Source organism: Rhizobium sp. CF142, assembly GCF_000281145.1.
Lineage (GTDB): Bacteria > Pseudomonadota > Alphaproteobacteria > Rhizobiales > Rhizobiaceae > Rhizobium.
On the sequence record NZ_AJWE01000042.1, the window covers coordinates 1 to 21,095 of the forward strand.

The following is a 21,095-nucleotide window of genomic DNA, read 5'->3' on the forward strand; positions in this document are numbered from 1 at the left end:
TTTGTCTCGATCAATCCACTAGGGATGGTCAGATGGGTGCGATCTCTTACCGGCCGCGGCCGATGCTCGCATACATGCCGGTCGTGCGAAATTCGGTCGGCGTGATGCCATAGACGCGCCGGAAGACCTTGGCGAAGTAATTGGCGTCTTCGAAGCCGCACATGATCGAGACTTCTTTGACCGGCAGGAAATCCGCCTTGGTCAACAATTTTGCGGCGCGCTGCAGGCGCTGCTGCAGCACATATTCGGCGGGCGGCACGCCTTCGCTTTCGGCAAAGCTGCGCGAGAAGTGGGCGCGGCTGAGGCCAACGATCGCTGCAAGCTCGCTGACCGGCAGCGGTTTTTCCAGATTGGCGTTGATATGGTCGGTCACCGGTTGCATGGCGCTTTGTTCGGCCATGGAGGCGGAGGCGCCGAAGATGTCATCATAGAGCGCCATGGCGGCTTCGTAGGCCACCGCCGAGGCCGAACCTGGCGTGTTTGCACCTTTGACGAGGCGCAGGCTGCAGTCCGCCAGATGATCGATGGTCGATTGCTGCAGCTTCAGGACCGGACCGGCGAGCGCCAGCACCATTTTGTGGATGCGCAGCGTTTCTTCGCCGTTCATTGAGATCCAGAAATATTCCCAGCGCTCGCCCTTTTCCAGCCAGTAGCGGTGATTGTGCGGCACGAGCACCATCATCGTGTCGCCGCTCTGGAGCTTGTAATTGCGATTCTGGTAGCGCAGGCGGCCGGTGCCGCTGATCGTATGCTGCAGCACCGTGAAGGGCGTCAGGCCGCGCTTTCTGCCGTCCCAATCATAGGTCTCGTTTTCACGCACCTCGTAACCGGCGCTTGTCGGCATCGCATGCAGGCGCTGGCGTCCGCGCGGCAGCGAAACGGTTCTCATCGACTGTCCGTTGGCGATCAAATCCTGCAGCACAAAATTACCCTCGAAAGCATAATCCTTCTCTGGCCGCTCCTGCGAATATGCGCATAATCCTTTTCCACAAGAGGAAGAGATCGCGGTCGAAAGAACGGCCGGGAGGAATACAGGCACCATTTTCCAGTATTTTCAGACGGTATGCGCAAGCATGCCGCCTAGCCTCCTTAGCTGTCTTTCTACCTAGCATTTGATCGGATCGAGGTGAAGGATATGAGTTTCAAAATCGCTATTATCGGAGCAGGCAGCGTCGGCTTCACCAAGAAGCTGTTCACGGACATTCTCTGCGTGCCGGAATTCAAGGACATTGAATTCGCGCTGACCGACCTCAGCGAACATAACCTCCAGATGATCAAGGCAATTCTCGACAAGATCGTCGAGGCAAACAAGCTGCCGACGAAGGTGACGGCGACGACAGATCGTCGCAAGGCGCTGGAAGGCGCACGTTATGTCATCAGCTGCGTACGTGTCGGTGGGCTGGAAGCTTATGCCGACGATATCAGAATTCCCCTGAAATATGGCATTGACCAATGCGTCGGTGATACGATCTGCGCAGGCGGCATTCTCTACGGCCAGCGCAATATTCCCGTCATCCTCGATTTCTGCAAGGATATCCGCGAGGTCGCAGCACCGGGTGCGAAATTCCTGAATTACGCAAACCCGATGGCGATGAACACCTGGGCGGCTATCGAATATGGCAAGGTCGATACGGTCGGCCTCTGCCACGGGGTCCAGCATGGCGCCGAACAGATTGCCGAAGTGCTCGGCGCCAAGTCGCAGAGCGAACTCGACTACATCTGCTCGGGCATCAACCATCAAACCTGGTTCGTCGATCTGCGTCTCAACGGCCGCAGGATCGGCAAGGACGAGCTGATCGCCGCCTTCGAGGCGCATCCCGTCTATTCGCAACAGGAGAAGCTGCGCATCGATGTACTGAAGCGCTTCGGCGTCTATTCGACCGAGAGCAACGGCCATCTTTCCGAATACCTGCCCTGGTACCGCAAGCGGCCGGACGAAATCACCCGCTGGATCGACATGTCCGACTGGATCCACGGCGAAACTGGCGGCTACCTGCGCCACTCGACCGAGACCCGCAACTGGTTCGAGACGGAATTCCCGCAATTCCTCGCTTCGGCCGAAAAGCCGATCGATCCGGCCAAGCGCTCCAACGAGCACGCGAGCCACATTCTCGAGGCGCTGGAAACCGGTCGCGTCTATCGCGGTCACTTCAACGTCAAGAACACCGGCGTTATCACCAACCTGCCATCCGATGCCATCATCGAGTCGCCCGGCTTCGTCGATCGCTTCGGTATCAACATGGTCTCCGGCATCACCATTCCGGAAGCCTGTGCTGCGACCTGCATCTCGTCGATCAATGTCCAGCGCATGTCGGTGCATGCAGCGATTTCCGGCGATATCGATCTGCTGAAGCTCGCCGTGCTGCACGATCCGCTGGTCGGTGCCGTTTCGACGCCGGAAGAGGTCTGGCAGATGGTTGACGAGATGGTCGTTGCCCAGGCCCGCTGGCTGCCGCAATATGCGCATGCTGTGCCAGCCGCCAAGGAGCGGCTTGCCAATTCCAAGGTCAAGACGAGAGAGTGGGAAGGGGCCGCGCGCCGCAATGTCCGCTCAATTGAGGAGCTTCGCGTTGAAAAGGCAGCGCTGAAGCAGGCCGTCTAAAATCAGGGTGAAGGAGGCTGCGGCGGCTCTTAGGGAGGAAGGTCGCCCGCGCACAAGCTTCCTCCATCGTCGTTTGAGGAGAAGCGGAGACGCGTACAAGCGCTCCGGAACAAGAGGGAGAGACGATGACGAATTTCCGTAAGATCGGCATCCTGGCAGGACTGGCGCTTGGCGTTTCAGTCGTGGCCCTGAATGCCTACGCGTCCGAGCCGGCAGTGCCGCCGGCTCCGCCGGCTTTCCCGGCGGAGGGCAAGATCAAATATGTGTCCCGCGACTCCATCCTGGAGTTCAAGGCGCTGCCGGAATATCACGAGCCGGACTGGGTGACGAAGAATTTCGTCGATAGCGGCAAGCTGCCGGCGGTCAAGGATCGCCTGCCCAAGGAGCCGATGGTCTTCAAGACTGAGAATATGCCTGACGGCATCGGCGTCTATGGTGACGTGATGCGCCATGTCATCGGCGGCCGGCCGGAAGGCTGGAACTATGGTGCGGGCCAGACGCAGGGCTGGGGTGGCATCGATATCGGCCTCTCCGAATGCCTGACGCGCACCGCCCCGCTCTTCCAGGTGGAAGCCAAGGATACCCAGCCGTTGCCGAACCTCGCCAAGGGCTGGGAATGGTCGCAGGACGGCCACAAGCTGACCATGCATCTGATCGAAGGTGCCAAGTGGTCCGACGGCGCGCCCTTCAATGCCGATGACCTCATGTTCTATTGGGAAGACGAAGTCATCGACCCGAACGTTTCGCCGCTCGGCGGCGGTGCATCGCCGGAAGCCTTCGGCGAGGGAACGACGCTCACGAAGATCGACGACTACACAGTCGAATGGACCTTCAAGGAAGCCTTCCCGAAGCAGTATCTCTATACGATGGCCTATCCGAACTTCTGCCCGGGTCCGTCGCATATTCTTAAGCCCCAGCACCCGAAATATTCGAAGAACACCTACGATCAGTTCAAGAACGCCTTCCCGCCGGAATATATGAACATGCCGGTCATGGGCGCCTGGGTGCCGGTCGAATATCGGCCTGACGATATCATCGTCATGCGTCGCAATCCCTATTACTGGAAGGTCGACGAGAAGGGCAATCAGCTGCCTTATCTCAACGAGTTGCACTACAAGCTCTCGACCTGGGCCGACCGTGACGTGCAGGCCGTTGCCGGTTCTGCCGACTTCTCGAACCTCGAGCAGCCGGAAAACTTCGTGGCCTCGTTGAAGCGTGCCGCCGAAAAGACCGCTCCGGCGCGTCTCGCCTTCGGCCCGCGCCTCATCGGCTATAATCTTCGCATGAACCTTTCGGCCAATGGCTGGGGTGATCCTGATGCCCGCAGTCAGGCGATCCGCGAACTCGACCGCAACGAGGACTTCCGCAAGGCCGTGACCATGGCGGTTGACCGCAAGGCGATCGGCGACTCCCTCGTCAAGGGACCGTTCACGGCGATCTATGCAGGCGGCCTTTCCTCAGGGACGAGCTTCTATGATCGCAACTCGACCGTCTACTATCCCTTCGATCTAAAGGGCGCCAAGTCGCTGCTCGCCAAGGTCGGCCTGAAGGATACGGATGGCGATGGCTTCGTGAACTTCCCGGCCGGAACAGCTGATGGCAAGAACGTCGAGATCGTGCTTCTCGTCAACAACGACTATACCACCGACAAGAGCCTTGCCGAAGGCGTCGTCGGTCAGATGGAGAAGCTCGGTATCAAGATCATCATCAATGCTCTTGCTGGTCCCAAGCGCGATAGTGCGCATTATGCCGGCCAGTTCGACTGGCTGATCCAGCGCAACACGACCGAGCTCGCCTCCGTGGTGCAGAACACCGAACAGCTTGCCGCTGTCGGCCCACGCACCAGCTGGCATCACCGCGCCGGCAAGGATAATCAGCTCGACCTCCTGCCTTATGAAAAGGAGCTGGCCGACATCGTCAACAAGTTCCGCACGAGCCAGGACAATGACGAACGCGTGGCACTCATGAAGCAGTATCAGAAGACGGCCACCGAACATGTGGATACCGTCGGACTGACGGAATATCCGGGCGCGCTGATCATCAACAAGCGCTTCTCGAACATTCCCGCGGGTACGCCGATCATGATGTTCAACTGGGCCGAGGATTCCGTCATCCGCGAGCGTCTGTGGGTCGCGGCCGACAAGCAGGGCAAGTACGAACTCTTCCCTCAACAGCTTCCCGGCAAGCCTGGAGACAAGGGTCCAATAAACTAAGAGCAATTCCCAGCAAAAGTGCGCAGCGGTTTTGCGTCTGGGATTGCATAAAAACAAAGAGATCGAGCATCTCCATGGCTCGAAGAAAAATGGAGATGTTCGAGGAGCTCCCTCCCGAACGACAAGAGCTTCCGGTCGCGCGTGCTGCGCGCGGCCGGTCAGAATCAACAAGCCGGCCGCGCTGAGACGAGCGACTGGCGGCAAGGAGAAGCGAACCGTCCGATGTTACGATTCCTGCTCATGCGCATCGCCTCGGCGATCCCCGTCCTCTTCATCCTGAGTGTGGTGACCTTCGCCATCATCCAGGCGCCGCCTGGAGACTATGCCGACTATATCCGTTCGCAATTGATCAATCAGGGCGGAGCTTCCTTCGCCCAGGCGGATGCCCAGGCTCAGGCCTACCGCATCGAACATGGCCTCGATAAGCCGATGGTCGTCCAGTATGTCAACTGGATCACGGGAATCGTGACCAAAGGCGATTTCGGCTACAGCATGTTCTACAACAAGCCGGTCGCTGACGTGGTCGGCGAGCGCCTGCCGCGCACGCTGGCCCTGGCGCTGGTCTGCCATATCTTCGCATCGATCCTCGGTATCAGCTTCGGCATCTGGGCGGCGACCCGCCAATATAGCTGGATCGACAGCCTGCTCTCCGGCATCTCTTTCCTCGGCATGACGGTGCCGCGCTTCCTGATGGCGCTGATTATCGTCTATCTGCTGGTCTTCCAGTTCAACGTCACGGAAATTGGCAGCTTCTTCTCGCCGCAATATGGCGGGGCGCCTTGGTCCTGGGCGAAATTCATGGATCTCGTCAGCCATGTCTGGCCGGTCGTCGCGATCGCCACTTTCGGCGGGCTTGCCTACAACATGCGCGTCATGCGCGGCAATCTGCTCGATACGCTGAATGCCCAATATGTCGAGACGGCGCGTGCCAAGGGGCTTTCGGGCGGCGCGGTCGTCATGCGCCACGCCGTTCCAAACGCGTTGCATCCACTCGTCATGTATCAGGGCGTCGTGCTCCCCTACATGCTGACCGGCGAGATCGAAACCGCGATCATCTTCGCTCTGCCGACTGTCGGGCCGGCCATCGTCGGCTCGATGGCGATCGGCGACGTCTATGTCACAGCGACTTTCATGCTGGTGCTATCGGCCACGCTGATCGTCGGCAATATCATCGCCGACATCCTGCTTGCCATGCTCGATCCGCGGGTCCGTCAATATGGAGGAGCCTGATATGTTTGCCTTCGACTCTTCCCCGCCGCCACCGCATGAAGAGGCGGTCAAGAATACCCACCATGGCAATGAGAGCTATATGGCGCTGGTCTGGCGCCGGCTGCGGCGCTCCTGGACCGGCATGATCGGCCTGATCCTCGTCGGCCTTTTGATCATCATGGCTGTCTTTGCCGATTTCTTTGCGCCGATGGACCCGAAGGCGACCGATGTCGGCTTTGCGCCGCCGCAGCTCATCAGCATCCATGACAAGGAGGGCAGTCTCGTCTGGCCGCGCGTCTATGCGCTGGCGGATTCCGAAGAACTCGATCCGGTTACCTTCCAGCCGGTCGTCGGCCTGGATTATGACAATCCGCGTCTGCTCGGCTTCTTCGTCAAGGGTTCGGACTACAATCTGCTCGGTCTCATTCCCGCCAATCGCCATTTCTTCGGCACGGTCGATGGCCAGCCGGTGCATTTCCTCGGCACCGACAAGTTCGGTCGTGACGTTCTGTCGCGTGCCATCATCGGCTCGCGCATCTCGCTGATGATCGCACTGACGGTGGTCTTCATCGTCACTGTCGTCGGCACGACGGTCGGCATGGTCTCGGGCTACTACGGCGGAGCCTTCGATGTCTGGGTGCAGCGTTTCGTTGAGCTGGTACTCGCCTTCCCGCAGTTGCCGCTTTATCTGGCGCTGACATCGCTGATCCCGATCACCGCGCCGACCAACGTCTTCCTCGCCTTCGTGATCTTCGTCATGTCGGCGCTCGGCTGGGCGCAGATGTCGCGCGAGGTGCGCGGCAAGACGCTGGCGCTGGCGCGTATCGAATATGTGCGGGCGGCAATGGCGGTCGGCGCGACCGACCGGCGCATCATCTTCCAGCATATTTTCCCGAATGTGATGAGCCATGTGATCGTCGCCGTCACCATCCATATTCCAAGCGTCGTGCTGCTCGAATCCTTCCTCGGCTTCCTCGGCTTCGCCGTAAAGCCGCCGCTGATTTCCTGGGGTCTGATGCTGCAGGATACGGCTAATTATTCCGTCATCGGCACCTATCCCTGGATTCTAGCTCCGGTTGCCTTCGTGCTCGTCACCGTCTTTGCGTTCAACGCTCTGGGCGATGGTCTGCGCGATGCAGTTGATCCCTATTGAGGTGTTGAAGATGGCCCTTGCTCTCGTCAGTTCTTTCGCTCCTCCCGTCCGCCATGATCATGACGGCCATAAGGAAAGTCCTGTTATCGATGCGCGCAATATCGGCGTGAACTTCAAGGTCGAGCATGGCACGGTCGAAGCCGTGAAGGATATTTCCTTTCAGCTCTATCGCGGCGAAACGATTGCCATCGTCGGTGAATCCGGCTCCGGCAAGTCGGTGACGGCGCGCACCGTCATGGGGCTTCTCTCCAAGCGTGCGGTCATCTCGCCGCGTTCGAGCGTCGAGTACGATGGCGCCAATATCCTGAAGTTCTCGGAGAAGGCCCGCCGCAGGTTGCGCGGCGACCGGATCTCGATGATCTTCCAGGAGCCGATGAGCTCGCTGAACCCGATCTACACGATCGGCAGCCAGATCGTCGAAGCGATCCGCGTCCACCGCAAGATGAGCCGCAAGCAGGCCGACGCCAAGGCGCTGGAGCTTTTGAAGCAGGTGCAGATCCCCGATCCCGAAGCGCGCCTGCGGCAATATCCGCACCAGCTCTCGGGCGGTCAGCGCCAGCGCGTGATGATCGCCATGGCGCTTGCCAACGATCCTGATGTGCTGATCGCCGACGAGCCGACGACGGCGCTCGATGTGACCGTCCAGGCGCAGATCCTCAATCTCATCCGCAATCTGCAGACGGAATTGCGGATGGCAGTGATCCTGATTACCCACGACCTGACGGTCGTGCGCAAGTTCTCTGACTATGTCTATGTGATGCAGCATGGCGAGATGCGCGAGCACAACATAACGGAGCAGCTCTTCGCCAATCCGCAACATCCCTATACCAAGCATCTTTTGGGATCAGAGCCGCGCGGTCAGGCCAACCCGCTGCCGGAGGGATCGGATATCATTCTCGACGCCCGCGGCGTGCGCGTCTCCTTCATGCTGCGCCATGGCGGCTTCTTCAGACCGGAGCTGCGCGAACTGGTCGCCGTCGACAGTCTCAATCTGACGCTGCGGCGGCACGAGACGCTGGGTCTCGTCGGTGAATCCGGTTCGGGCAAGACGACCTTCGGTCAGGCTATTCTTCGGCTCAATGACACGGACAATGGCGAGATCTATTTCGACCGCCAGCCGATCCACGGCAAGTCACGGGCAGAAATGCGGCCCTTGCGCTCGCGCATGCAGGTCGTCTTCCAGGACCCGTTCTCGTCACTCAATCCGCGCATGACGATCGGTCAGATCATCGAGGAAGGGCTGGTCGTCAACAAGCTCGGTGCCACCAAGGGCGAACGTCTGGACAGGGTCCGCGAAGCTCTGGTCTCCGCTGGCATGCCGGGCAACATCCTCTCGCGTTTCCCGCATGAATTCTCGGGTGGGCAGCGCCAGCGCATCGCCATTGCGCGGGCGATCGCGCTCGAACCGGAATTCATCCTGCTCGACGAGCCGACCTCGGCGCTCGATCTCTCCGTCCAGGCGCAGATCATAGAGCTCTTGCGCAAGCTGCAGGATGAGCGGGGTCTGAGCTACCTTTTCATTTCGCATGACCTGAAGGTCGTGCGTGCCCTCTGCCACCGTGTCATCGTCATGCAGCACGGCAAGATCATGGAAGAGGGGCCTGTCAACGAAGTCCTTTCCAATCCCAAGACACCCTACACCGAACGGCTCGTCAAAGCCGCTTTCGAGGTAGCCTGATTTCAGAATGCCGGAGGTTCATATGGCAAATCCCAGAATAGCGTTCATCGGAGCTGGCTCCACCGTTTTCATGAAGAATATCGTCGGCGACATCCTGCAGCGTCCGGCGCTGTCGGGCGCGACGATCGCGCTCATGGACATCAACCCGCAGCGGCTCGAGGAAAGCGCCATTGTCGTCAACAAGTTGATTTCGACACTCGGCGTGAAGGCGAAGGCAGAAACCTATTCCGATCAGCGAAAGGCACTATCTGGCGCTGATTTCGTGGTCGTCGCCTTCCAGATCGGCGGCTACGAGCCCTGCACGGTCACCGATTTCGAAGTGCCGAAGAAATATGGTCTGCGCCAGACGATCGCCGATACACTCGGCGTCGGCGGCATCATGCGCGGTCTCAGAACCGTGCCGCATCTCTGGAAGATCTGCGAGGACATGCGCGCCGTCTGCCCGAACGCCATCATGCTGCAATATGTAAACCCGATGGCGATCAATACCTGGGCGATCGCCGAGAAATACCCTGACATCAAGCAGGTTGGCCTCTGCCATTCCGTGCAGGGCACGGCAATGGAGCTCGCCCATGATCTCGACATCCCCTATGACGAAATCCGCTACCGCTCGGCCGGCATCAACCACATGGCCTTCTACCTGAAGTTCGAGCATCGCCAGCCGGATGGTTCCTACAAGAACCTCTATCCGGATCTGGTGCGCGCCTATCGCGAGGGACGTGCGCCGAAGCCCGGCTGGAACCCGCGCTGCCCCAACAAGGTGCGTTACGAGATGCTGACACGTCTCGGCTATTTCGTCACCGAAAGCTCGGAGCATTTCGCCGAATACACACCGTACTTCATCAAAGAAGGTCGCGAGGACCTCATCGAGAAATTCGGCATTCCGCTCGATGAATATCCGAAGCGCTGCATCGAGCAGATCGCCCGCTGGAAGGGCCAGGCGGAAGCCTATCGTTCTGCTGACAAGATCGAGGTCAATGAATCTAAGGAATACGCCTCCTCGATCATCAATTCGGTCTGGACCGGCGAACCCTCGGTCATCTACGGCAACGTCCGCAATAATGGCTGCATCACCTCGCTGCCGGCCAATTGCGCTGCCGAAGTGCCCTGCCTGGTCGATGCCTCCGGTATCCAGCCGACCTATATCGGCGACCTGCCGCCGCAGCTGACCGCGCTGATCCGCACCAATATCAATGTCCAGGAACTGACGGTTCAGGCGCTGATGACCGAAAATCCTGAACATATCTATCATGCTGCGATGATGGATCCGCATACGGCTGCCGAGCTCGACCTCGATCAGATCTGGTCGCTGGTGGATGAGCTGCTCGCCACCCATGGCGACTGGCTGCCGGAATGGGCACGGCCGAGCAAGGTGCGCGCGGCCTGAAGCACACGAATAGGATCAGCGCTGGCCGATACGCCGGCGCTGATCCCAATGGTTCAGGACAACCTGCCTTCGTCGTCGATCAGGGTTAGACGGCAGGGGAGCGCGTCGCTCCATCGCCAAAGCACGAGATTGAGATCGTCGCCTCTGGCCGCGGGAGCAAAACTTCTGACCAAGAGGCCATGATAGCCATCGGACACGAGCCGACGTGCGAAGGTCTGTGTCCTCGCTTCCCCTTTTTCCTTCATCTCGTCGCGCCAGCTTGCTGCGGCAATCGTTTCGGCATCCATGCCGAGCGCCTGAAGAGCGGCCTCGTCTCTAGTGTCAAAGACGCGTTCGATATCGGCTTCGTAGGAGACGAGGGTGGTCGGCTGCAGGCTGCCGACCTGATTGGCTTCCCGGAGCGCCGTCAGCACGGATAGCGACGTATAAAGTGACGGCATTCCCTTTGGATTGAATCGTCCGCCATAGAGTTCGGCGCCCCGGCCGGAAAGCGGCTGGCGTGCATAGATCGGGTTCAGCGCCCGATAGAGCTTTCCTTCGTAGCGCATCGGCCGGGATCAGGTGTGGACGCCGGCGTCGATCGCATCGATATAATCGAGAACGTCCTCCGCCCGTCCGTCGCGGACCAGCTGCATGGCCGTCTGGCCCGAAAAGCCCGATAAGGGCTCGGAACGATACCAGGCATAGGCCATCAGCGCCGAACCGAAGCGGGGTTCGACCTTGTTGACGACTTCGATCATTTCGCGCAGGCGCTTCTGCGTCTTGTCGGAGCGGAGGCGGTCCTTGCGCTGGATTGCATCCTTGCCGAGACCGGCGGTGCGGGCAATCTCCTCGCTCGTCGTGCGGAAGGCATCGGCGATCTTGCGCGGTGCAAACAGCCCGTCATCTGCATATTGTGCGAGGCCCATGATCCATCTCCATGCCGTTTATATTGACGTTATATAGCGTCAAAATAGGCGGCATTCAATGGCCGAAGCTCTGCTGGTAGTCGTTACCGATCATTCCAGCCGCCTTGGAGTTGATGGTCGTAGCCGGCGCGCAGAACCCTGCCGGGCAGGAACTCCATCGTGATTTTCGAGTGGAAGGGGTCTGTTTCCAGAAGCCGTCGTGCCATTCTTCAAGGATATAAGGATTGTTCAGCGGCCAAAGAACAACATTTCGGCATTCTCGATGAAGACGCTGCGGGCAAGCGTAGGGGCGCTAATGGCGTCCTGCATCCTGTCGATCAGGTCGGCGTCATCGGGCATATCGCTCCAGAGCTCCGTGTGCGGCCAGTCGCTGCCCCAGAGCAGCTTTTCCGGATGGCTGGCGGCAAGCGCCTGCACCGCCTCGGCAAAACCGACATAGCCGCGCTCGCGCGTTAGCCTGTAGGGAGCCGTAAGCTTGATGTAGCCGCCGGGATTATCGGCGAGCCTCTGGAGCGCAGGAAGATGTTGGCGCCATGCGCCGTCGGTGAGCGGTATGAAGCCCAGATGATCGATGACGAAGCGGACGCCCAGATGCGGCAGCCGCCCGGCAAGGTCGTCGATCTGGTCCGGGCTTATTTGAAGCTGCAGCGACCAGCCGAAATCGCGGATGCCTGCCGCAAGCGTTTCGGCCGCAGTAAGCGGTAGGCCGCCCTTGTTGCGCGTGTTGATGCGAACGCCGCGTACGCCAAGCTGGTCGAGACGGGCAATCTCCGTGGGGTCTGTCTCAGGATCGATGACGACGATGCCCCGCAACCGGTCTGGAAAGGCGGCCAATGCCTCGGCCAGAACCTGATTGTCGAGGCCATAGACGCTCGGCTGTACGAGGATGCCCCTGCTGATGCCCAGCTGGTCGGCAAAGGCGATCCAGTCGGTAGTCGTTGCGATCTCGGGCGTATAGCTGCGCGGCGTGTTCAGCGGCGCGTCCGGCCGGAAGACATGGAAATGTGTATCGATCGTGCCCTGCGGTAGCGGCTTTACCGGAAGACGGGTCAGCGGCAGGTGCGGTAGGCAGAGTGGCGCTTGACTGTCCGCCAGACTCATTTCTGTACCAGCTCCTCATGCTGGAGGAAGTCGAAATCGGCGCCTTCGTCAGCCTGCAGCACGCGCGTGTGATAGAGCTTGGCGTAACCGCGCGCCGGCTCGGCAGCCGATACCTCTCCAAGCTCCGCCATGCGTCGGTCGAATTCCGTTTGGTCAATGGCAAGGTCTATGCGTCTCTCCTTGACGTCGAGGCGGATGCGGTCGCCGGTTCTCACGATCGCCAGCGGCCCGCCGGCTGCGGCCTCCGGGGCAATATGCAGCACGATCGTGCCGAAGGCGGTGCCGCTCATGCGGGCATCGGAGATGCGCACCATGTCTTTGACGCCTTGGCGCGCGAGCTTGCGCGGGATCGGCAGATAGCCGGCTTCCGGCATGCCCGGCGCGCCTTTGGGGCCGGCATTGCGCAGCACGAGAATATCGTCGGCGCTGACATCGAGGTCGTCGCTGTCGATCCGCAGGGTCATGTCCTCGACGGAATCGAAGACGACAGCCCGTCCCTCATGCTGCAGCAGATCCTTCGATGCTGCCGATTGTTTGATGACTGCGCCGCGCGGTGCAAGATTGCCATGAAGCACGGCAATGGTGCCGATGGGCTTCAACGGTTTATCGACCGTGCGGATGATGGTTTGGCCGGGTTCATCGGCAGCCGCATCGATTACCTCGCCGATCGTCTTGCCACAGATCGTCTGCTGGCTGCCGTCGATCTCGTGGCGCACCGCCTTCAAGAGCGTCTGCACACCGCCGGCCTCGTGGAACTGCTCCATATAATGCTGGCCGGACGGCTGTAGGTCGACGAGAAGCGGGATGATCTTGCCGAGCCTGTCGAGTTCGGCCATGTCGAGACGAATGCCAAGGCGCCCCGTGATGGCGGCAAGGTGAACGACGGCATTGGTCGAGCCGCCCATGGCTTGCAAGGCGACAAGGCCGTTACGGATGGCCGAAGGCGTTAGAATATCGCGCACCGTCGGCGCATCCGGGTTGGCTGCCAGTCCGGCGGCAACGCGGCCGGTCTCTTCGGCAAGCCGCACGCGCTCGGATTCGGCGGCGGGCGCCGATCCTGCCCGCGGCAGGCAGAGGCCCATCACTTCGGTCAGGTTCGCCATGGTGCTTGCCGTTCCCATCACCGTGCAGGTGCCGATCGAGCTGGCGAGCTTGTTGTTGACGTCGGTGATCTCGGCCTCATCGATCTCGCCGGCCCGAAAGCGCCCCCAGAAGCGCCGGCAATCAGTACAGGCGCCGAGCCTCTCACCCTTATGGTGGCCAACGGCCATCGGCCCGGTCGGCAGGAAGATTGCCGGGATATCGCTGCTGGCAGCGGCCATGATCTGGGCCGGCAGGGTCTTGTCGCAGCCGCCAATGAGGATCACGGCATCCATCGGCTGGGCGCGGATCATCTCCTCGGTTTCCATCGCCATCAGGTTACGAAGATACATCGAGGTCGGCGAGGCGAAGCTCTCGTGGATGGAAATGGTCGGGAAGACCATAGGCATTGCGCCAGCCAGCATGACACCGCGCTTGGCAGCTTCGATGAGTTGCGGCACGTTTCCATGGCAGGGGTTGAAATCGCTGTAGGTATTGGCAATCCCTACGATCGGGCGATCCAGAGCATCGTCCGAATAGCCCATGGCCTTGATGAAGGCCTTTCGCAGGAAAAGGGAGAAACCCTGATCGCCGTAACTCGTCAGCTTGCGACGAAGACCGCTCGACATTGTTCCTCCCTCGTCCCTTAAATTGGGTTCAAGCCTAGTGGGATACGCAGGATTGTCAATAAAGAAGATGCGTCGATACGCATGCTTATCGCCGCGATCTTCAAATTTAACCGAGAAACATCAAGATAATTCGCGATAATTTCAATTTTAATCTCGCGTTGCACATTGGCATTCGGCGGGATAGCCTCTAAATTATCGATAAAATGAGATGGAGCGAGGCGTGGCCGAGATCAGACGAAAGCGGGTAGGGCTCATTGGCGCCGGCTGGGTCAGCGAGTACCACTTGCCGGCATGGATGAAGCAGTCGGCCCGTGCGGAGGTCGTTGCGATTGCCGACCCCTCGGTGGTGGCTCGCACGGCCAGGAGTAAGAGTTTCGGCATCCCCCGTACCTATGAGCGCGCGCAGGTCATGCTGACAGAAGAAGTGCTCGACGCCGTCGATATCTGCGCCCCGCGCGAGGTGCATGTGGAGCTCGTGCAGTTGGCGGCGGCCAGGGGCGTCGATATTCTCTGCCAGAAGCCGCTCGCGCCCGATTACGACCAGGCAGTCGCTCTCGTTGCGGGTCTGCCGCCGTCGATCCGGTTGATGGTGCACGAGAACTGGCGGTTTCGCGCCTATTACCGGCGACTGAAAGCTTGGCTGGGGGAGGGGATTGCCGGCAATATCAGGCAGGTCCAGTTCGAATTCTTCTCAAGCGGCATGATCGCCGATACTGACGGCAACAGGCCAGCGCTCATCCGCCAGCCGTTTTTCCGCAGGCAGCAGCGTCTGCTGGTCATGGAGGTGATGATCCATCATCTGGATACGCTGCGCTACCTGTTCGGCGAGATGGAGGTGGTTGCCGCACGGCTTGAGCGCAGCAATGACGACATTGTCGCCGAAGATGTTGCCTTCGTCATTCTGCGCCGTCTGGACGACGGGGTGATCGTCACTGTAAACGCCAATCTGGCGGTGCATGGCGCGCCGCCGGCGCCGCGCGATCATCTACGGATTTTTGGTGCGCAGGCGACGCTGGAATTATATGGAAGCCGTCTTTCGGCAACGGGCCATGCCGGGCGCGAGGAGGAATTCGATGCGGATGCCGTCTACCAGGGCGCCTATGATGCGACGATCGCGCATTTCCTTGACGGGCTGGAGGGCCGAGCAGTGATGGAGACCGTGCCTGACGATAACCTGAAGACGCTGGCACTGGTCGAAGACATCTATCGGCTGAGCCGGTTCGACGCTGACGACAAACCGCGATAAGATGGCCCGCCCCGGAGGACCTATTGATGCAGACGCTCAACGAAAGCCGTGAAGACGAGACCGAACACGACGATCTGAGCATTGCGCGCGCGCTTGAGGAAGACATCATCTTCGGACGGCTGGCGCCCGGCACTCGCTTGACTGAGGATACGCTTCTTGCGCGCTTCCATGTGACGCGACACTTCGCGCGCCAGGCGATTGTCCAGCTGGAGACGATGGGTATCGTCGTGCGCGAACGCAATAAGGGCGCAACTGTCCGCTCGCTGACATCAAGACAGGTGCAGGAGATCTATGACGTGCGCGAGCTGCTGCAGAGGCAGGCGGCACTCTGGATTCCGTTGCCGGCGCCCGACGAGCTGATCGCCGAACTGACGGCCCTGCACGAAGAGCACGGCCGGCACGTCGAATCCGGCTACCTTCGCGGCGTGCACGAGACAAACGACAAGTTCCATCTGACGCTTTTCAGCGCCTGCGGCAATTCCCATCTCGTCCAGTCGATCGAGCTCTACATGCGTCTCAGCCTGCCGGTGCGCGCCAATTCCATGTCTAGCAAGGAATCGCTGCAGATCTCGCACGAACATCACCGGCTGATGATCGAGATGCTGAAGGGCAGGGATAACTGGGTCCTGGCGCAGCTCTGCGTCGACCATCTGCAGCCGAGCAAGAGGCGCTACCTCGCCTATGTAAGCGAAAATTGAGGCCTTAGACGGATTGGCCTGTACTCATGTCGGCCGCCGCCATTGCGTACGCTCGCGGTCTTCCAACAAGGCCGAAACCGCGGCACGCTCTGGTGCGCCAAGCCGCCCGCCAAAGATGCTGCATTTGAGTGCTGCAGCGGCAGAGGCCATTCGGATAGCAGCCTCTGTCGTCAGTCCCTCTGTGACCGCCAGCGCATAGGCGCCGTGGAAAATATCCCCGGCCGCTAGCGTATCGACTGTCTTGACCCGAAATGCGGGCACATGCGCGACGTCGGCTGTTTCTTCGTTCCACCAATAGCTGCCGCGCTCTCCGGCGGTGACCACGATCAAAGCCTGCGGATAGTGCGTCTTGAGAAACGGCACCATGCCGGCCGGATCGTCGATCTGCGAAAGGCTGTTGGCCGCCGGCTCTGAGAAGATGATGTGGTCGGCATGTTTCGCAAGCATGTCGATAATGTGAGGCGCAGCGACATCGCCATCGAGGATGGCAGGCTTTCCCGCCGCTCTTGCTGCTTGCAGCACCCTCTGGGCGAGAGCGGGCCAGCGCACATCCACCATGACGGCATCGAACGCCGCGAGATCGTCGGTCGTGACCTCCCGGACATCTTCGTGCAGTCGCGGATCGTAGAAGGGTACGATCAGTCTTTCACCGTCGTCGTCGATGAGGATCGTCGAAACGGCAGAACGGGCGCCGGCAACCTGGGTGCTGCCGCCGACATCAATTCCGGCTTGTTCGAGCTCCGACAGGATCTGCTGTCCGGTCGGATCGTCGCCGACGGCGCCCCACAGGCTTGCCAGACCACCGAGGCGTACGATCGCATAGGCCGCGCTGGAAGCCATGCCCTCGGCCACTTGCAGCATTTCATAGGGCAGAACCTTGCCCGGCGTCTGCGGGATCGTACGAACACGAAACAGCGTATCGAGCACGGCGGCACCGACGCAAAGCACGTGGCGCGGCTTGCCGCCCGCATCGGAGACAGTCGGGCTCAAACGCGTCGACCAGTTGACTTGTCGAAGAGATGGACACTAGCCGGATCGATCGCGATCGAAACCGTATCGTCGTACGCAATTGCCAGCCGTTCGCGGAACAGGCAGGAAATCTGCTCGCCATTACAATCCAGCTTGGTGAAGATTTCCGATCCGGTTCCTTCGACGATTTCAGCACGGCCGACAATTCCGCCTTGGCTGGTGCGGATATGTTCGGGACGGATGCCGTAGACGAGCTCACCGGCGGGCGGTGCGCTCTTGATGTTTTCCGGCAGTGGCAGGATGAGGCCTTTCTCCGTGCGGAAAACGCCCTCTTCGATCCTGCCGTCGATGAAGTTCATCGACGGTGAGCCGATGAAGCCCGCGACGAACAGATTGGCGGGGCGGTCATAGAGTTCCAGAGGAGCGCCGACTTGTTCGATGACGCCGTCATGCAGAACGACGATCTTGTCAGCCATCGTCATTGCCTCGATCTGGTCATGGGTGACATAGATCGTCGTCGTCTTGATACGCTGATGCAGCGATTTGATTTCAGCGCGCATCTGCACACGCAGTTTGGCATCGAGATTGGACAGCGGCTCGTCGAACAGGAAGACTTGCGGATCGCGCACCAATGCGCGGCCCATGGCGACACGCTGACGCTGGCCCCCGGAGAGCTGTTTGGGATAACGGTCGAGCAGCTTTTCAAGGCCAAGGATGTTGGCCGCCTTGGTGACCCGCTCAGAAATCTCCGACGTATCGGCTTTCTTCAGCTTCAAGGCAAAGCCCATATTGTCGGCGACGCTCATATGCGGATAGAGCGCGTAGTTCTGGAAGACCATCGCGATATCGCGGTCGCGGGCCCTCAGATTGCTGACATCACGAGCACCGATCCGGATTTCGCCGTCGCTCATTTCCTCCAGACCGGCAATCATGCGCAGCAGGGTGGATTTGCCGCAGCCGGAGGGACCGACGAGTACGACAAATTCTCCATCGGCGATATCGACGCTGATGTCCCTTATGACATTGACGGCGCCAAAGCGTTTCTGAACGTTTCGAATATTCACGTTTGCCATGTTGATAGTCCTTTGAATGTCCGGTCAGCCACCCTTGACCGCGCCAGCCGTCAGGCCTGCAACGATCTGCTTTTGCGCAAACATCGTGAGCACCAGCACGGGCAGCGTGACGATGAGCGCGGCTGCGGCGAGCGGCCCCCAACTGACCTGCTCAAACGACAGCATGTTGTAGACGGCCACAGGCAGGGTTCTGGTTTCGCGGCTCGCGAGCACGATGCCGAATACGAAGTTGTTCCAGGAGAAGATGACGGAAAGAATGAAGGCCACGACGATGCCGGGCTTGGCGATCGGCAGCGCCACCAGACGGAAGACCTGCCAGGACGTTGCGCCGTCGATGCTGGCAGCCTCTTCAAGCTCCATCGGCGTCGTTTCGAAATAGCCGATCATGATCCAGACGACGATCGGAACGGTGACTACCAGGTGGATGATGATCTGCGGCCAGAGCGTGCCGAGAAGGTTCAGCCATTGGAACAGCAGAAACAGCGGGATGAGGAAGGACAGACCGGGGGTCATGCGTGCGATCATGATGACCATGGCCGAACGCTCCGCCTTGAGCCGCGCAATGCCGTAACCGGCAGGCACGCCGATCAGCAGCGCGAGCAGGGTCGCCCCGCCCGTCACCAGGATCGAATTCCAGAAGTAGAGGAAGAAATTGTTCTCCTCGAAGACCTTCATATAGTTCGACCAGGCGAAGCGCTCGGGGATGAAGATCGGCGGATAGGCGCCGTTGTCGATTTCGTATTTCAGCGACAGGGAGATCATCCAGAGGAAAAACAGGATGACCGGGGAGACCATGACGAGGGCGACAAACAGCAGCCCGATACGGTCGATCGTCTTGCGTTTCATCAGCGTGTCTCCGTGTCGGACCAGTTGGCGCGCTGCCGGATCATCATCAGCACGAAGGAAAGCGCGACGATGATGATGAAGAAGACGACTGCCATCGCCGATCCGTAGCCGATGTCGTAATAGGAAAAGGCAGTGTTATAGAGGTAGATGTTGATCGTCTCTGATGCGGTGCCCGGACCGCCCTGTGTCATCGCATAGATGATATCGAAGCTCTTGACCGCATCGATGCTCCGGATCATGACGCCGATCATCAGAAAGGGCGCGATCATCGGCAGGGTCAGGTATCGAAATTTCTGCCAGGCGTTTGCGCCGTCGATCTCGGCGCTTTCATAGGGTTCGCGCGGAACGGCGGCGAGCCCGCCAAGCACGATGAGCATGATCAGCGGCGTCCACTGCCAGGTCTCGACCAGGACGAGCGAAGGAATGACGCTTTTCTGGTTGTAGATCCACTCCTGCGGTCCGATGCCCACGAGCGACAGCAGGTAGTTGAGAACGCCAAGCTGCGGATGGAACATCATGGTCCAGACGAGCGCGATGGCGACGGGTGTCGCCATCATCGGCATGACGAAAACGCCGCGTAGCAATCCGCGGAACGGAAACTGCGCGTCGAAAATCAGGGCTGCGAGCGTGCCCAGGAATAGCGGGGCGACGACCGCAAGCAGCGTATAGAGTGCCGTGTGCCACAAGGACTCCCAAAAGCGCATGTCCACCAGCAGCCGGGTGTAATTGTCCAGGCCGGCAAAAACCACCGGCTGGCCCAAGGTCCAGCTGTTGACGCTCATCCAGAGCGTAAACACCCAGGGAAACACGATGACCGCGGCGATGACGACCAGCGCCGGGACAACGAAGGGCCAGTAGTTCGGAGCAAGCCTGCCAGGCTTGCTCCTCCCATTTGCGATGCTTTTCGACCGCGTGGTGTCCATGCTCACGGATGCCATTATCCCTCGCTTCGGGCCAGTACCGGTTCGAACTGCGCGGTGGCGCTCTTCAGTTCCGCTGCCGGATCGGCGCCGCCGATCATGTTGGTCAGGCCGACACCGTAGATGTCGCGGAACTCAGTGACCGGGATGATGACCGGCAGCGCGAGCTTTGAAACCTTTGCCGAGCCCGCAACGGCATCGACCCAGGAGCTCGGCATCTTGACGCCTTCGCGAACCTTCGCATCTCCGAGGATCGAATTGCGGAAGGGAACGCCGGCGCCTGCCTGTAGCAGGCGCGCGCCCATATCATGGGAAACGACCCACTGGCAGAAGAGATAGGCTGCTTCCTTGTTCTTGCTGGCAGCGGTGACGCCGATGCCGTCGCCGGTCGTTGCGGCAGCCTGGGCCTTCGGTCCCTTTGGCATGATGCCGTAGCCGACCTTGCCGACGACGCGGGACTTTTCCGGGTTCTCGATCGGCGGAGCAAAGCCCACGCCATCGAGCCACATGCCGACCTTGCCCTGCAGGAAGGCGGACTGTGCTTCCGCCCAGTTGAAGCCGGAAACGCCGACGGGCGCGGCCTTCGTCATCAGGCGCTGATAGAGCTTTGCCGCTTCGACGGCTTCATCCGAGGTCGTGCGCAGCTTTCCATCAGGACCGAGCGGCGTCGAGCCATAGCCGAGCAGGAGCGTCGTCCAGACGGGGACGTTTGCATTCTTCAGGCCGCGGGCGACGAAGCCGTAGGTATTGGTGGATGTGTCGGTGAGGGCTTCAGCGGCGCTGGCCATCTCGTCGAAGGTCGAGGGGTAGGAGAGGCCCTTCTTCTCGAACAGTTCCTTGTTCCAGTAGACGATCCAGTAGTCCACCGAGAAGGGAAGCGAGCGCAGTACGCCCTGCGAATCCTTAGCGAATTGCATGCCGGCTTCAGCAAAGTCGCTTTCGACCAGAGATGGGTCGGTCAATGACGGATCCTTGACGAAGCCACTGATATCGGCAAGCCAGCCGCCCTTTTCAAACTGGCGCTTCTGGACGTGATAGCTGAGGTGCACGACGTCGAAACTGGGTTTGCCGGAGCTGAGTTCGATTGTCGTCTTCTGACGCTGCTGCTGCTCGGGCGTGGCTTCGGCATTCACCTTGATGCCGGTCAGTGCTTCAAACTCGCTCAGATATTTGAGGATCGTTTCGCTGCGCGGGCTTTTGACGAGGTTCACCTCAAGCGTCGTTCCGGCAAAGCGCTTCCAGTCTACCGCTGCCGAAGCAGGCTTGATGCCGAAGAGGCCGGCAGCACCGATCGCTGCTGAACCCGCCAGGAAATTTCGGCGCGTGGGACGAATGAATGATGATGACATGCTGCTCTCCTCCTCTTGTGTGGCCTGCGATCTC

Annotated in this window: 18 protein-coding genes; 8 read left to right on the top strand and 10 right to left on the bottom strand. The window is 60.1% G+C overall.

The genetic code is table 11. The features are described 5' to 3' along the window. Positions 1 to 46 precede the first annotated feature (46 nt). Positions 47 to 922 carry an AraC family transcriptional regulator gene (locus PMI11_RS11445; RefSeq protein WP_007816893.1) on the bottom strand — a complete coding sequence of 292 codons (876 nt, stop codon included), beginning with the start codon at positions 920 to 922 and terminating at the stop codon, positions 47 to 49. 213 nt (positions 923 to 1,135) lie between these two features. On the opposite strand from PMI11_RS11445, the gene PMI11_RS11450 reads away from it, so the two are divergent. The 6 genes from PMI11_RS11450 to PMI11_RS11475 all read left to right on the top strand — a co-directional run bounded on the left by PMI11_RS11450 (position 1,136) and on the right by PMI11_RS11475 (position 10,242). Further along, positions 1,136 to 2,602 carry an alpha-glucosidase/alpha-galactosidase gene (locus tag PMI11_RS11450; protein WP_007816894.1) on the top strand — a complete coding sequence of 489 codons (1,467 nt, stop codon included), beginning with the start codon at positions 1,136 to 1,138 and terminating at the stop codon, positions 2,600 to 2,602. A 125-nt stretch (positions 2,603 to 2,727) separates the two neighbouring features. Beyond that, a complete protein-coding gene (locus PMI11_RS11455) occupies positions 2,728 to 4,815 on the top strand; it encodes an ABC transporter substrate-binding protein (RefSeq protein WP_007816895.1) in 2,088 nt (695 codons plus the stop codon). 222 nt (positions 4,816 to 5,037) lie between these two features. Then, positions 5,038 to 6,045, top strand: a complete 1,008-nt coding sequence (locus tag PMI11_RS11460; protein ID WP_007816896.1) for an ABC transporter permease — start codon at positions 5,038 to 5,040, stop codon at positions 6,043 to 6,045. A 1-nt stretch (position 6,046) separates the two neighbouring features. Continuing rightward, a complete protein-coding gene (locus tag PMI11_RS11465; RefSeq protein WP_007816897.1) occupies positions 6,047 to 7,177 on the top strand; it encodes an ABC transporter permease in 1,131 nt (376 codons plus the stop codon). Between the two features lie 10 nt (positions 7,178 to 7,187). Then, entirely contained in the window at positions 7,188 to 8,855 is a 1,668-nt protein-coding gene (locus PMI11_RS11470; RefSeq protein WP_007816898.1) for an ABC transporter ATP-binding protein, read from the top strand. 22 nt (positions 8,856 to 8,877) lie between these two features. Then, positions 8,878 to 10,242, top strand: a complete 1,365-nt coding sequence (locus tag PMI11_RS11475; RefSeq protein ID WP_007816899.1) for an alpha-glucosidase/alpha-galactosidase — start codon at positions 8,878 to 8,880, stop codon at positions 10,240 to 10,242. Between the two features lie 53 nt (positions 10,243 to 10,295). Here the strand turns inward: PMI11_RS11475 and PMI11_RS11480 are convergent, their stop codons facing one another. The 4 genes from PMI11_RS11480 to PMI11_RS11495 form a co-directional block, all read right to left on the bottom strand. Beyond that, a complete protein-coding gene (locus tag PMI11_RS11480; protein WP_007816901.1) occupies positions 10,296 to 10,790 on the bottom strand; it encodes an RES family NAD+ phosphorylase in 495 nt (164 codons plus the stop codon). Positions 10,791 to 10,799: 9 nt separating this feature from the next. After that, positions 10,800 to 11,150 (bottom strand): MbcA/ParS/Xre antitoxin family protein, encoded by a 351-nt coding sequence (locus PMI11_RS11485; protein ID WP_007816903.1) that lies wholly within the window; start codon positions 11,148 to 11,150, stop codon positions 10,800 to 10,802. A 228-nt stretch (positions 11,151 to 11,378) separates the two neighbouring features. Further along, positions 11,379 to 12,251 carry an amidohydrolase family protein gene (locus tag PMI11_RS11490; protein WP_007816905.1) on the bottom strand — a complete coding sequence of 291 codons (873 nt, stop codon included), beginning with the start codon at positions 12,249 to 12,251 and terminating at the stop codon, positions 11,379 to 11,381. After that, positions 12,248 to 13,960 (bottom strand): IlvD/Edd family dehydratase, encoded by a 1,713-nt coding sequence (locus PMI11_RS11495; RefSeq protein ID WP_007816907.1) that lies wholly within the window; start codon positions 13,958 to 13,960, stop codon positions 12,248 to 12,250. Before PMI11_RS11495 ends, PMI11_RS11490 begins: the two co-directional genes overlap by 4 nt. 220 nt (positions 13,961 to 14,180) lie before the next feature. Here PMI11_RS11495 and PMI11_RS11500 point away from each other — a divergent pair, with 220 nt between their 5' ends. Both PMI11_RS11500 and PMI11_RS11505 read left to right on the top strand, forming a co-directional pair. Continuing rightward, on the top strand, positions 14,181 to 15,206 hold the full coding sequence (locus PMI11_RS11500) for a Gfo/Idh/MocA family protein (protein WP_007816909.1): 1,026 nt from the start codon (positions 14,181 to 14,183) through the stop codon (positions 15,204 to 15,206). Positions 15,207 to 15,232: 26 nt separating this feature from the next. Then, entirely contained in the window at positions 15,233 to 15,904 is a 672-nt protein-coding gene (locus PMI11_RS11505) for a GntR family transcriptional regulator (protein ID WP_007816911.1), read from the top strand. A gap of 24 nt (positions 15,905 to 15,928) precedes the next feature. Here the strand turns inward: PMI11_RS11505 and PMI11_RS11510 are convergent, their stop codons facing one another. The 5 genes from PMI11_RS11510 to PMI11_RS11530 are packed head-to-tail and all read right to left on the bottom strand — an operon-like array spanning position 15,929 to position 21,061. Beyond that, positions 15,929 to 16,894 (bottom strand): PfkB family carbohydrate kinase, encoded by a 966-nt coding sequence (locus tag PMI11_RS11510; RefSeq protein ID WP_007816912.1) that lies wholly within the window; start codon positions 16,892 to 16,894, stop codon positions 15,929 to 15,931. Beyond that, positions 16,891 to 17,946, bottom strand: a complete 1,056-nt coding sequence (ugpC, locus tag PMI11_RS11515) for an ABC transporter ATP-binding protein (RefSeq protein ID WP_007816914.1) — start codon at positions 17,944 to 17,946, stop codon at positions 16,891 to 16,893. Before ugpC ends, PMI11_RS11510 begins: the two co-directional genes overlap by 4 nt. Before the next feature lie 24 nt (positions 17,947 to 17,970). Continuing rightward, the gene (locus PMI11_RS11520; protein ID WP_007816916.1) at positions 17,971 to 18,792 is read right to left on the bottom strand and encodes a carbohydrate ABC transporter permease; all 822 of its coding nucleotides are present in this window, start codon (positions 18,790 to 18,792) and stop codon (positions 17,971 to 17,973) included. Beyond that, positions 18,792 to 19,730 (bottom strand): carbohydrate ABC transporter permease, encoded by a 939-nt coding sequence (locus PMI11_RS11525; protein ID WP_007816918.1) that lies wholly within the window; start codon positions 19,728 to 19,730, stop codon positions 18,792 to 18,794. Before PMI11_RS11525 ends, PMI11_RS11520 begins: the two co-directional genes overlap by 1 nt. Beyond that, a complete protein-coding gene (locus tag PMI11_RS11530) occupies positions 19,730 to 21,061 on the bottom strand; it encodes an ABC transporter substrate-binding protein (RefSeq protein WP_007816921.1) in 1,332 nt (443 codons plus the stop codon). Before PMI11_RS11530 ends, PMI11_RS11525 begins: the two co-directional genes overlap by 1 nt. Between the last annotated feature and the right edge of the window lie 34 nt (positions 21,062 to 21,095).

Excerpts from the sequence above, each read along its gene's own strand:
- PMI11_RS11450 (WP_007816894.1), top strand. The coding sequence starts at position 1,136 with ATGAGTTTCAAAATCGCTATTATCGGAGCAGGCAGCGTCGGCTTCACC.
- PMI11_RS11455 (WP_007816895.1), top strand. The coding sequence starts at position 2,728 with ATGACGAATTTCCGTAAGATCGGCATCCTGGCAGGACTGGCGCTTGGC.
- PMI11_RS11460 (WP_007816896.1), top strand. The coding sequence starts at position 5,038 with ATGTTACGATTCCTGCTCATGCGCATCGCCTCGGCGATCCCCGTCCTC.
- PMI11_RS11465 (WP_007816897.1), top strand. The coding sequence starts at position 6,047 with ATGTTTGCCTTCGACTCTTCCCCGCCGCCACCGCATGAAGAGGCGGTC.
- PMI11_RS11470 (WP_007816898.1), top strand. The coding sequence starts at position 7,188 with ATGGCCCTTGCTCTCGTCAGTTCTTTCGCTCCTCCCGTCCGCCATGAT.
- PMI11_RS11475 (WP_007816899.1), top strand. The coding sequence starts at position 8,878 with ATGGCAAATCCCAGAATAGCGTTCATCGGAGCTGGCTCCACCGTTTTC.
- PMI11_RS11480 (WP_007816901.1), bottom strand. The coding sequence starts at position 10,790 with ATGCGCTACGAAGGAAAGCTCTATCGGGCGCTGAACCCGATCTATGCA.
- PMI11_RS11485 (WP_007816903.1), bottom strand. The coding sequence starts at position 11,150 with ATGGGCCTCGCACAATATGCAGATGACGGGCTGTTTGCACCGCGCAAG.
- PMI11_RS11490 (WP_007816905.1), bottom strand. The coding sequence starts at position 12,251 with ATGAGTCTGGCGGACAGTCAAGCGCCACTCTGCCTACCGCACCTGCCG.
- PMI11_RS11495 (WP_007816907.1), bottom strand. The coding sequence starts at position 13,960 with ATGTCGAGCGGTCTTCGTCGCAAGCTGACGAGTTACGGCGATCAGGGT.
- PMI11_RS11505 (WP_007816911.1), top strand. The coding sequence starts at position 15,233 with ATGCAGACGCTCAACGAAAGCCGTGAAGACGAGACCGAACACGACGAT.
- ugpC (WP_007816914.1), bottom strand. The coding sequence starts at position 17,946 with ATGGCAAACGTGAATATTCGAAACGTTCAGAAACGCTTTGGCGCCGTC.
- PMI11_RS11520 (WP_007816916.1), bottom strand. The coding sequence starts at position 18,792 with ATGAAACGCAAGACGATCGACCGTATCGGGCTGCTGTTTGTCGCCCTC.
- PMI11_RS11525 (WP_007816918.1), bottom strand. The coding sequence starts at position 19,730 with ATGGCATCCGTGAGCATGGACACCACGCGGTCGAAAAGCATCGCAAAT.
- PMI11_RS11530 (WP_007816921.1), bottom strand. The coding sequence starts at position 21,061 with ATGTCATCATCATTCATTCGTCCCACGCGCCGAAATTTCCTGGCGGGT.